Raw genomic sequence first — 12,479 nt, forward strand, 5'->3', positions numbered from 1 at the left:
GTCTGTCTGTCTGTCTGTCTGTCTGTCTGTGACATGATGCGACCAGTTTCAGCGAATGTCAAGAGGGAATCTCGATAAAATTCGTATTGTTTCTGACGTGCTTCAATTTCCGCAGGTAAACCAATATTTAAGTCAGAACAGATGGATTCAAAGTTATCTAATACTTCAACAAGACGATTTTGAACATCAAGAGATGGCAATGGAATTTGTATTTTTCCAATTTCATCTTTGTTTATTTTAATTGGAACCGCATGAATTAAGGTCCTTTTATATAGTTCCTTTTTACCAATGTTGCTCTCAATTATATATTTTAAATATGCACTAGATACTCTATCTTTCTGAGGCCTAATTAATGCCAAGGAAACATAATATGCCAAACTCTTCTGTTCAGTTACTACAGCACATTTCCCAACTGTGCCAATTCTAGTCATAAATACATCACCGATTCGTGGTTTTATCTTATATTTCGTAAAATCTTCTACAGAAATATATTTTGTACTAGAATAAATATCATTAATATTCTCAACACTTATAAATGGACTACCATTACTAGTATATTTGGGAGTCTGATGTGTACCATCATATATATCCGCAATTTCTCCTAATTTCACTTTAGGAATCTTATCGTCATAGTTTAGTAAACTATCTCTATAGTATTCATACTGTTGTTTTCTTGCTGTTAGCTCTGCTGTTAGCTCTGCTGTTAGCTCTGTGAAATTGTCCAATATTCGGACAATTTCAGCCTGTACAGGCAGTGGTGGAATAGGAAAAAGAAACTTATTAAATTTGTTCATATCTACCGAAGAAAAGTTACTTAAATTCAAGCAATCAAGGCAATATTTATCGAGCTTATAACAGTAATAATACAAAAACTTTATATTAAATTTATCTTTATATTCATCTTTTAGAATTAAATATGTAAATCTTTGATTAGACAAAGATTCTACAGTAACTAAAGCATGAACACCTATAGTGGCAGATGTTGCAACTATAATACTATTTGCTGGAAATAAGCTTCCTTTCACCCCTTTTACATTAACTTTTTGAATAGAATCACTTAATATGTTGCCATTTTGTCTAATGTCTTCCATTCTGAACCATGGTATAGTACCTTGTTCCCAATATTCTTTATGCTTTTTAGATGGAGTATAACCATTTTTAGTTATAAAAATTTCATATAATGCTCTATATTCCACTCCATCTGGACATAATTCTTGTATTAATTCTTCTAATTTACTCATTTGATTCAGCCTCCATACGTTCTCGTATTGTATTCAGCCATTCGCCCTTATATTTAAAGTATCTCGGACCTGCAACGCTCCATTTTGAATTAGAAAGCTTAGTTGCTAAAGCAGATAAAGACCAAGGTTTTCCTTTATATTCGATTTGTTTATCGTTTAAAACTTTACATACTTCTCCATCATAAGGACTAGCAGTATTAGAAAAGACAATTTCTTCACCTGGCTGTATATTACACATAGAAAATTTAAATGGAGCCCACCTTTCATGGTGTTCTTCCTCAATTTCTTCTGCTTCATCTTCTTCATTTTGTTCTTCGATAGTGGGCTGAATTTTCTTTAATTTATCTTGTCTACCATTGATTTCAGCAATTGCTTCCAAAATACTATAAGCATCTTCAGGAGACATCGCATAGAATTCACGTTTACGTTCCTTTCCTTCAAATGTTTCAATAGAACGAAGATTTGGATTTAATTTATCAATAATGGAATGTATCTTTGTGTCTGAAAGACGTGAATCCACTTCATAAGTGGCATACACACGAAATGCAAAAGGTATACATTCACTACGATTCAATTGCTTCAATCGCTTTTGTACGTCATCTGCATATCCAATCTTTACATATTCCTTAAAAGATGGATTCGTTAATATATAGATGTATCCAACCGAATTACTCATTGGAATCACCTTCAATTTCCTCGATTATTTTATCGATTTCCTTTCTTAATACTTCTTCTCTAGCAACGATTTGTTTGATTTTAGCATTCAACTCTTTAATATCAATCTTTTCAGAAGTATCTTCTTGTTCTACATAAGTGGATACAGAAAGGTTATAATCTTCTTCGGCAATCTGGTCTCGATTAACAACTTTACAAATATAGTCTTTGTCTTCGTATTTTGTATAATAATCGACAATATTATCGATATTTTGTTCTTCTAATTTGTTGTTATTGGTAACTTTTTTACATTCTTTGGATGCATCAATGAACAATACATTATTTCCTTCTTTTGACTTTTTTAAAATCATAATGTTTGTTGAAATAGAGGTTCCAAAGAAAAGATTATCTGGAAGCTGAATAATCGCATCAATAAAGTTATTATCAACTAAATATTTACGAATCTTTTGTTCAGCCCCTCCGCGATACATAATGCCGGGAAAACATACAATGGCAGCTACACCATTCGGGGCCAACCAGGAAAGCATATGCATGATAAAAGCCATGTCCGCTTTTGATTTTGGTGCTAGTACACCAGCTGGCGCAAAACGAGGGTCATTAATTAAAACAGGATTATCTGTGCCCTCCCATTTTATAGAATATGGCGGATTTGAAACGATAGCTTCAAACGGTTCATCATCCCAGTGCTTTGGATTAATTAAAGTATCACCTAATGCAATATCAAACTTATCATAATCAATATCATGAAGGAACATATTGATACGACATAAGTTATACGTTGTAATGTTCTTTTCCTGACCATAGAAACCATTACGAACTTTATCTTTACCTAAAATTTTGGCATATTTAAGCAGTAACGAACCCGAACCACATGCGGGGTCATAGACTTTGTTTACAGAATCCTTTCCAATAATCGTTAGTTTAGCAAGCAATTCTGAAACTTCCTGTGGTGTAAAGTATTCACCACCAGATTTACCGGCATTGGATGCATACATACCCATCAAATATTCGTATACATCACCAAATGCATCAACGGTATTATCCTGGAAATTACCAAGTTTCATTTCTCCGATTCCATCCATCAATGCAACCAGTTTCTTATTCTTTTCTGCGACTGTCGCACCTAGTTTATTGCTGGTAACGTCGATATCATCAAATAAGCCTTCAAAATCTTTTTCACTGGCTTTTCCTTTTGAAGATGCCTCAATATTCGTAAAAATAGTCTTTAAAGTGATATTCAAATCTTCATTGTCTTTTGCATGTTTACGAACATTACAGAACAATTCACTAGGCAATATAAAGAACCCTTTAATATCAATCATTTCATCTCGAATTTCCAACGCATCTTCATCGGATAACGTCGTATAATCAAATTCTGTATCGCCGGCTTCCCATTCACCATGGTTAATATAGCTTGTCAGATTTTCAGATATATATCTATAGAATAACATGCCAAGAACATACGCTTTGAAATCCCAGCCATCCACTTGACCACGCAAATCATTGGCTATGTTCCAAATTCCTTTGTACAGTTCCTGCCGTTCTTGTTCTCTTTTTGTGTCCATAATTAACCCCCATAAATTTCCTTTTACTAATATTATTGAAAGTAGATTCTGAAAATAAAACCGAAAATTATTACTTCAAATTTATAAATTTTAACATATTAATTGTACTATCACAAAAAATGTATCTCAACTTTTTCTAGATCTAAAATTAAAACATGAATAGTTTAATATTTAAATAAATCAAAAAAAGTGTATTGCCTCAAACAAGACAATACACCTGTTTTTTATCTTAAATGAAACTATAATTCTGAACCATTGGTTTCAATCACGTGTTTATACCAATAAAAACTATCTTTTTTATATCTTCTACTACTACCTTTTCCATCATTGTCTAAATCGACATAAATAAAACCATATCGCTTATCCATTTCACCTTGCGAACAACTAATAATATCAATTGGGCCCCAAGATGCATAGCCAAAACAATTCACTCCATCTTGAATTGCTTCTTTTAATGATTTCAAATGCTCTTTAAGATAATTAATCCTATATTGATCATGAATTTTACCATTTTCAAATGTATCAAAAGTGCCTAAACCGTTTTCTCCTATAAAAATCGGCTTTTGCCATCGATCCCAATATACATTTAATAAATACCTTAAGCCCGTTGAATCAATGGACCATCCATACACACTCTTTGACAATAAAGAATTTTCTTCTAATCCCTTTTCTTCACTGAAAATGGCTGTGCAATAATAACTAAAAGAGAAAAAATCAGATGGATTTTCTTTCAACAAGGCTAAATCTTGTTCTTGCATATGAAGGTTAAACTTATGTTCTTTAAAAAAACGCCAAGCATATCCTGGGTATTCTCCTCTTAAAAGAACATCACCATAGAAAAATTGATTCATTTCATTATGTTGATAACAGGCTAAAGCATCCTCTGGTAAACATGTTTTAGGATAGGTAAATTTACAGCCATTCATAACACCAATCTGTATATCATATTTTAGTGATTTTGCATATTTTTTTATCATAGCATTTGCCACAAATTGATGATGTAACGATTGATAACGTGCCTCTAACATATCTTCATGCGTATTCAAAGCTAAACCTAATCCAGGGAAATCAGCACCCCAACCAAAACTATTGATTTGATTCATAACAATCCAATATTTAACTCGATTTCCATATCGATCTAACAAGACTTTTGCATATCGATAAAAGAGATCAATTAGCTTTCTGTTGTACCATCCACCATATTTTGTAACTAAATGAATTGGCATTTCATAGTGTGACATCGTTATGATTGGTTCCATTCCGTCTTTGATGATTTCATTGATTAAATTATCATAAAATTTAAGTCCTTCTTCATTTGGAGTATTCTCATCTCCTTTCGGGAAAATTCTTGTCCATGCAATAGATGTTCTAAAGCATTTAAATCCCATTTCTTTCATCAAGGCTAAATCCTCTTTATAATGATGATAAAAATCAATTCCTCTTCGTCTTGGATAGTTTCCTTCTTTATCTTCAATATGCCGTTGGATATCCTCTAAAGTATGTTTAAAATTGAAAACAGTTTTTCGATCATACTCTTTAGGTAATTCTTCTATATCAGCAACACTGATACCTTTTCCCCCAATATTCCAAGCACCCTCACATTGATTTGCAGCAACAGCGCCACCCCATAAAAATTCTTTAGGAAATTCGGTTGGAACTTTACTATATGTATTCATGATTGAATTCTCCTATATAAGTTAATCATCCGTTTCATGATTCTATATTCACTTTGAATCGTCATCATCGTATCTTGAGCGTGAATAAATAATACTGGTAATTGGGGTTGATCTTCCTCAATTGCACTTTGAATCATTTTTGTTTGAATTTTGTGTGCTTCCGTTAATTTATCAAACCCTTTTTTCATTAACTCTTCACTTTTGTTAAAATCATTTTCCTCTGCCACATCCATTGCCTCTTCAAACAATTCATGGGCATCCCCTGATAATAATATAATTTTCATAGATAAATTATTCATCATATCCAATGTTTCTGACATTTTGTTTACTCCTATTCCTTAATGTTTTCTTCTGATTCTTCCTTTAAACACTGTTTATCATAAACTTTGAAGAATGGATAATAAATAATCCACGATATTGCAAAAAGAACCAAACACAAAATCGCTCCTGAAATTGAACCTGTAGAGAAATAAGCAAATATAGGTTTTGGTAAATACCACAGTTGGAATACAGATGTTGGTAATGGGACCAATCCAAGTTTAAATACAAACCATGTAATAATTGGAATCACCAAACCACAAATCCACATTGGTAACATCAAAATTGCATTAAAAGCAACTGGTGTTCCATATACTAATGGTTCATTGATATTAAATATACTTGGTACTAAACAAGTTTTCCCCATCACTCTTAACCTTTGTGACTTTGACATAAATGCCATCATTATCGCTAGAGCCAACGTAGCTCCACCACCTCCGATTGTCATAATCCATGTAACTTCATAGCAATGAATATGAGTTGCTGCTTCACCAGCTGCTGCAGCCGCAATATTCGCATCAATTCCTGTAAGCGCAATAACTGACATAACACCATATAAACACCAAGTAGAAATACCAAAGGAATATAAGAAAGCCATTGAAAGAAAATTAATTAAAACAAATCCCCAGAATGTTTCACCAAAATTCACAAGTGGCAAAAAGAAATCATTGATTGCGTGTAATAAATTGATGTTTAATACAGATGTTAAGATCCATCCTACAAACATACAAAATAAAATCGGAATCAAAGTGTCGAACCAAACAGTAACAAAATCTGGAATAGGGCTATCTTCTTTAAATAATTTCAAACGACTAAAAGTCGACATCACAGCTCCAACAAATATGCCAGTAACAATGGCAGCAATCATTCCACCAGAGCCTAATGCATTGAATTCAATTGAAAAAATATCATCTGAAATTTCTGGACATATTGCCATAATAAATAAGGAAATTCCAGCTAAACCAGCTTGATTTCTCGTTCGCTTATGATCTTTTTTCTCCATGATAAAAGCTGGAATTAAAAATGCTAGGAAAAGAGATAATAAACTAAAAGAAAAACTGGCAAAACCACTACATTCTGGAAAACTAGGAAATGCTTCTCGAATCGTATCCAAAATCGTCCCTATTGTTCCAATAAAAATAAGTGGCATAGTTGTAAGAATTGCATCTTGTACTGCAGCAACATATGCGTTTTGGGTTATTTTATTTAATTTTGGTGCTAAAACTTCCGATACAAAATCCATAAATTTATTCATACTTTACCTCCACTTTTAAATTTTTCAATAATAAAATCAATAATTCCATTACCATTTAAGCTGCCATAAATTCTTTGATCAATAACATATACAGGAACATTTCCGTGATTTTTACAATATTCTTCTTTGTCTTTAAGCATATATTTTAAGTGTGGACCAAGCAGAAGCATATCAATATCATCAATATATTCACTTAGCTCCGAATCACTTCGCGCAATTACTGAATATTCATTGGACAAATCTCTAGCTTTCAGCGCCTGACGAACATTTTTAGCCAAAAATCCACTAGATGCACCTGCACCACAGATTATTAATACTTTTTTCATACATTCTCTTCCTTTCTTTGATAAAGCGAAACAAAATATGAGCTATAACTAGTATTTGACTTATCATCTTGCTTCTTATTTCAACTTCATTAAATGATAGATAAAACATTATTACAAATAATTAATATTCACTTTTCAGTGAAAGAAAAATAATTGAATGGATTAAAATATATAATTAAAATGATATTGTAGAGTAGGTATAAATTATGAATTCAAAAAAAGAAACTTTATTGTCTTATTTATATAATCATTCAACCTGGTCTTCTCGAAATGATTTAAGTAATTTTTTAAACGTGTCTACACGTCAAGTAACAAACTATATCAATGAAATCAATAAAAACGAAACCATAGTTTTATCATCGAATAAGGGATATAAAATAAACCCTAAATTTATTGGAAAAAATGTATCTATCGATAATTCTGATAGTATTGAAAATCGCAATAATAAGATTTTAATAACTCTTTGTAATTTTTGTAATGGTATTAATCTTTATGATTTAGCAGAAAAATATTTTATTTCTTATTCTTTGATGGAATCAATTATTTATAATTTAAAGCATTCTTTTGAAACTTTTCATATACAGCTCCAAAAAAAAGGTGAAATTGTTTCTCTTCAAGGTAAAGAAATGGACATTCGAAGATTTGAAACCATTCAAATATATAAAAACAGCTTAGAAAAGTTCAGAGAATATCAGTTTGCCAATGACTTAATACCAATCAACAAGATTAAAAAGATTTTAAAACTCAATGATATATTCATTAATGATTACTCTTTATCACTTTTGGTACTAAATCTAAATGTCATGATAGATAGAATAACTAAAGGGTATTTAATCAAAAATCGAAAACAAGAAACATGTGATATATCAGATAATTATAAAAATTCTCTTGATGATCTCGTATACTTTATAAAAAAACAATTAAATATTCATATATCTAATAGTGAAAAAAGATGGATCAATGAAATGTTAATATCTTTATCAACTCCTTATGATCCCGAAAAAATAAACATCAAAAACATTGAAAACTATGTCGAAAAGAAATATATACAAATTACGAATGAGATTCTTGATCAAGTAAAAATTAATTTCCCTATCGTTTCTTTTGACGATGACTTTCAAATTCGTTTTACGATCCATATTAGAAATTGTTTCTTACAAAAAGATTTTGAAGCCTATAATATTGATAGTCTAACAAAAAGAATAAAATATTCATATCCTTTAATCTATGATGTTTCTGTTTTTATTGCGAGCTACTTGGAACAAAACTATGCTTTATCCATGACGCAAAATGAAATAACATACATAGCTTTCCATATATGTTCATCTTTAAGTGATTTTTCTGAATATAAAGTAACTATTACATATATTTACTCAGATTATTGGAGTTATCATAAAAAAGTATTAGATACTTTAATGAGTTCCATTGACGAAAAAGCTATTATAAAAGAATCTGTTTCAATATCTGATTATAGCCCGGCATTATACCATAGTGATCTTATCGTTACCGATTCAAATGCAGAGTTTCCTGAGCCATGTGTGCATGTTTCACTATTACCATCAAAAGAAAATATAAAAAGAGTTTTCTTTATGGTAGAAAACCTCTATCGAAAAAAACAATATAATTTCTTTTATAATAATTTTCTACGTTTTTTCTCAAAAGATTGTTTTTTGTTCTATAATGAAAAGAATCATAAAGAGTTAATTAAAAATATGTGTTCAATAGCATATGAAAAAGGACTCATCGATGAATACTTTTTAGAAGATGTTTTAAAAAGAGAAAAATTGTCAAATACTGTATTTAATACGGTTGCAATCCCACATAGTTTAAGCGTTAATTCAAAAAAAACCTTTATTTTTATTGCAATTCCTAAATATCCTCTTTTATGGGGAAAAAGTAAGCCTAAAGTAAAACTAGTTGTTATGCTTGGTATCAATTTAGAAGACAGAAAAACCTTTTCACATATATATGATTTTATGGTTGATATATTATCTAATACAAACAATATCAATATTCTATGCAAATCTAAAAATTTTAATGATTTCATTAATAATTTAAATAATATCGCTAAAAACTATAATCAGTTTTAATTAGATTAAATAGCTAATTTTACAGAATAACTGGTGAATGTAATAGACAACTCCATCTACTTTGATTATGTCCTTTAATTCTCGTAAATGTTTTCGTGTAATAAGATGGTTATATCACTATTCATTTTGATATATTCACACTTTACTAATCATTCCATAAAGTCAACCTAAAAGTACAAAACACAGTTATTCATAATAACCTCGAGTATAATGAAATTAAGGTATACATAGGAGGTTCATATTTTATGTTTGAACATTTATTATCTCCAATCAAGATACGAGGGTTGGAACTTAAAAACCGTATCATTTTACCCGCTATGGGAACTCGTATGGCAAGCGAAAAAGGTGAGATCACCGATCGTTTGATCGCATATCATGCCGCAAGAGCAAAAGGAGGATGTGGCTTAAACATTGTTGAAGTTACTGCTGTTCATAGACCAAGCTCTCCAGCTCACTTTGTTTGGATCTGTGAAGACTCTTTAATTGAAGGTCATAAGAAATTAACCGATGCGATCCATGAAAATGGCGGTAAAGCAGGAATTCAACTTTGGCAAGGTGGTTTAGCCGTTTCCATGGATCCTAGCGCACAGATACTTTTACCTTCGGATATGAATCTAGGACAATACACAATTCCTGGAATCACATTAGAACAAATTAAAGAGATTGTATTTTGTTATGGCCAGGCAGCTAGAAGAGCTGTAGAAGCTGGTTATGACTGCATTGAATTTCACTTAGCGCATAATTATCTTCCTCACTCATTCTTAAGTGGTGGACTCAACCATAGAACAGATGAATATGGAGGAAGTTTTGAAAACCGTTGTCGTTTTCCTTTAGAAGTTATTGATGCAATTCGAAACAATATCCCAGAAGATATGCCGTTATTCATTCGAATTGATGCACACGATGATTTCTTGGAAAAAGGATTAACGATTGAAGAAGTTATTGATTTCTGTAATATCGCAAAAGAACATGGTGTAGATGTACTGGATGTTTCTCGTGGAAATATTTTGACAGCCGCTACAATTTATGAAGTACCACCAATTGATGTTCCACAAGGTTTCAATATTGAAAATGCGAGCCGTATTCGAAAAGAAACCAACATGTTGACCATTGGCGTTGGTCGAATCAATCATGAAGACTTTGCGGAAAAACTTTTGGCAGAAGATAAAGTGGATATGGTTGTAATGGGGCGTGCACAACTGGCTGATCCTGAACTTGTCAACAAGCTAAAAGAAGGAAGAACCCAGGATATTATCCATTGTATTGGATGTGATCAAGGATGTTATGATGGATTTACAGATGTCGTAAATCGTGAATTTATAACTTGTATGCGTAATCCAAATATTGGTCATGAAGCTGAGCATACCTTTACAAAAACAGAAAATCCAAAACATGTATGGATCGTTGGTGGCGGTGTTGGTGGTATGGAAGCCGCTAAAGTTTTAAAAGAATTAGGTCATGAACCTGAAATTTTTGAAGCAAGTGATCATTTAGGTGGGCAGTTTATCATCGCAGGTAAAGCACCAGGAAAAAAAGAAATGGAAGATGCTACAATCGAAATGGCAAAACAGACAGAGCGTATCTGCAAGATCCATCTAAACACGAAAGTTACTCCAGAAATGATTGAAGAAAAGAAACCAGATCATGTAATTATTGCCACAGGCGCTTTACCAATTGCTCTACGTCTAGATGGTGAAGATCAAATTCATCATGTACAAGCCAATGATGTATTGATGGGTAAAGAAAAATTATCCGGTTATATTGCCATCATAGGTGGTGGTCTTGTTGGATTAGAAGCAGCGGATTATTTGGCAACACAAGGTTGTAAAGTTACTGTACTGGAAATGAAAGACAAAATTGGTGCTGATCTAGGATCACTTCGCCAGATTGCTGTTATGATGAAAATGAACCAACTTAAAGTTGAATTAAAACCAAGCAGCAAGGTTAATTCACTATCCAAGGAAGGCGTTGTATTAGAATCAGGTCAAACAATTCCTTGTGAACACGTTGTATATGCAGTTGGATCAAAATCTGTGGATAACAGCGAATTATGTTCTATGATGGATAAACTATCTATCCCATATCAAATCATTGGCGATGCCAAAGCTGCACGTCGTGCTTTAAATGCCATTGAAGAAGGCTATTATGCCGCAATGGAGGTTTAACATGAAAAGAATTTATGAACCATGGAATATTGGTACTATGAAACTTAAAAATCATACCTTTATGGCTCCTATGTCATTAGGATATGAAAGCCAGGATGGCTGCATCAACGAAAAGATGGAAGCTTTTTGGTTAACACGAGCAAAAAATGAAGTAGGATGCATAATCATGGATGCAACCAGTGTTGATCCAAAAGTTCCATATCTAGGAAACACACTCTGTTTCCGCGATCAAAGCAGTATTGAGCGATTTAAGACTTTTACAGATAAGATTCACGAAACAGGTTGTAAGATCATACCTCAGATTACTCACCCAGGACCTGAAAGCATCAGTTCTTTCTTTGGTATTCCACCAATGGCACCAAGTGTATATCTAAATTCTATGGCACAAAAAACAAGAGAACTTAAAAAAGAAGAATTACCAGGTATCATCCATCAATATGCTACGGCTTCTAAACAAGCCAAAGAAGCTGGATTTGATGGAATCGAATTGCATTGTGCCCATGCTTATATGCTTTTAGGTTCTTTCCTTTCTCCATTACGAAATAAGAGAACGGATGAATATGGAGGTTCATTATTAAATCGAGCCCGCTTGTTATTTGAAGTTATTGATGCTATCAAGAAAGAATGTGGACAAGACTTCCCAATTATCTTAAGAATGTCTGGAAGTGAAAGAGATCCTCAAGGAAATACTTTAGAAGATATGAAACGCTTGATTCCATATTTGGAAGAACACGGAATCGATTGTTTTGAAATAAGTGGTGGAACTCAATATGAGCGCTGCAACAAGATCATTCCATGTCATTCAGAAAGTGAATTTACCAATCTATTTGAAGCCAGGGAAATTAAAAAAATTGCCAAAGTACCTGTTATCACAGTTGGTAAGATCTTAGATCCTCAATTAATGGCAGATGTTATTGAAAGAAATGAAATTGATGGCGTTGTATTAGGTAGATCACTACTTGCTGATGAAGCCTTTGTCAAAAAAGCAATGAAAGAACAATATGATGATATTGCTCCATGCACGGGTTGTGGTATTGGATGTGTAGGAGAACAAACCAAGCGACATCCAGCAAGTTGTGTAATTAATCCACGTGCAGGAAGAGAAGAAGAACTTGTTTGGAACAAAACCGCTGATCCAAAGAATATCTTGATTGCTGGAGGCGGTATC

At 32.5% G+C, this 12,479-nt stretch carries 10 protein-coding genes; 3 read left to right on the top strand and 7 right to left on the bottom strand.

The annotated features are described in order from the left end of the window. The 7 genes from HMPREF0367_RS10775 to HMPREF0367_RS08805 all read right to left on the bottom strand — a co-directional run. On the bottom strand, nt 1–1,241 hold a 1,241-nt coding region (locus HMPREF0367_RS10775; RefSeq protein WP_051335236.1), incomplete at its 3' end, for a restriction endonuclease subunit S. Next, on the bottom strand, nt 1,234–1,917 hold the full coding sequence (locus tag HMPREF0367_RS08780) for a GIY-YIG nuclease family protein (protein WP_035403417.1): 684 nt from the start codon (nt 1,915–1,917) through the stop codon (nt 1,234–1,236). The genes HMPREF0367_RS10775 and HMPREF0367_RS08780, both read right to left, overlap by 8 nt. Next, the gene (locus tag HMPREF0367_RS08785; RefSeq protein WP_035403419.1) at nt 1,910–3,481 is read right to left on the bottom strand and encodes a type I restriction-modification system subunit M; all 1,572 of its coding nucleotides are present in this window, start codon (nt 3,479–3,481) and stop codon (nt 1,910–1,912) included. Before HMPREF0367_RS08785 ends, HMPREF0367_RS08780 begins: the two co-directional genes overlap by 8 nt. A 239-nt stretch (nt 3,482–3,720) precedes the next feature. After that, entirely contained in the window at nt 3,721–5,157 is a 1,437-nt protein-coding gene (locus HMPREF0367_RS08790; RefSeq protein ID WP_035403421.1) for a glycoside hydrolase family 1 protein, read from the bottom strand. After that, complete coding sequence (locus HMPREF0367_RS08795) at nt 5,154–5,477, bottom strand: PTS lactose/cellobiose transporter subunit IIA (RefSeq protein ID WP_035403422.1); 324 nt, start codon at nt 5,475–5,477, stop codon at nt 5,154–5,156. The genes HMPREF0367_RS08790 and HMPREF0367_RS08795 overlap by 4 nt, the downstream gene beginning before the upstream one ends. 11 nt (nt 5,478–5,488) lie before the next feature. Next, on the bottom strand, nt 5,489–6,730 hold the full coding sequence (locus tag HMPREF0367_RS08800) for a PTS sugar transporter subunit IIC (RefSeq protein ID WP_035403424.1): 1,242 nt from the start codon (nt 6,728–6,730) through the stop codon (nt 5,489–5,491). Next, nucleotides 6,727–7,056, bottom strand: a complete 330-nt coding sequence (locus HMPREF0367_RS08805; RefSeq protein WP_035403426.1) for a PTS sugar transporter subunit IIB — start codon at nt 7,054–7,056, stop codon at nt 6,727–6,729. Before HMPREF0367_RS08805 ends, HMPREF0367_RS08800 begins: the two co-directional genes overlap by 4 nt. A 206-nt stretch (nt 7,057–7,262) precedes the next feature. Here HMPREF0367_RS08805 and HMPREF0367_RS08810 point away from each other — a divergent pair, with 206 nt between their 5' ends. The 3 genes from HMPREF0367_RS08810 to HMPREF0367_RS08820 all read left to right on the top strand — a co-directional run. Continuing rightward, nucleotides 7,263–9,146: a BglG family transcription antiterminator gene (locus HMPREF0367_RS08810; protein ID WP_035403429.1), complete on the top strand. Its 1,884-nt coding sequence runs from the start codon at nt 7,263–7,265 to the stop codon at nt 9,144–9,146. 245 nt (nt 9,147–9,391) lie between these two features. Next, nucleotides 9,392–11,311, top strand: a complete 1,920-nt coding sequence (baiCD, locus tag HMPREF0367_RS08815) for a bile acid Fe-S flavoenzyme BaiCD (protein WP_035403431.1) — start codon at nt 9,392–9,394, stop codon at nt 11,309–11,311. A gap of 1 nt (nt 11,312) precedes the next feature. Then, nucleotides 11,313–12,479 (top strand): oxidoreductase (locus HMPREF0367_RS08820; protein ID WP_035403434.1); only part of this gene is annotated, 1,167 nt, incomplete at its 3' end.

This window comes from Faecalitalea cylindroides ATCC 27803 (genome assembly GCF_000469305.1).
Classification (GTDB): domain Bacteria; phylum Bacillota_I; class Bacilli_A; order Erysipelotrichales; family Erysipelotrichaceae; genus Faecalitalea; species Faecalitalea cylindroides.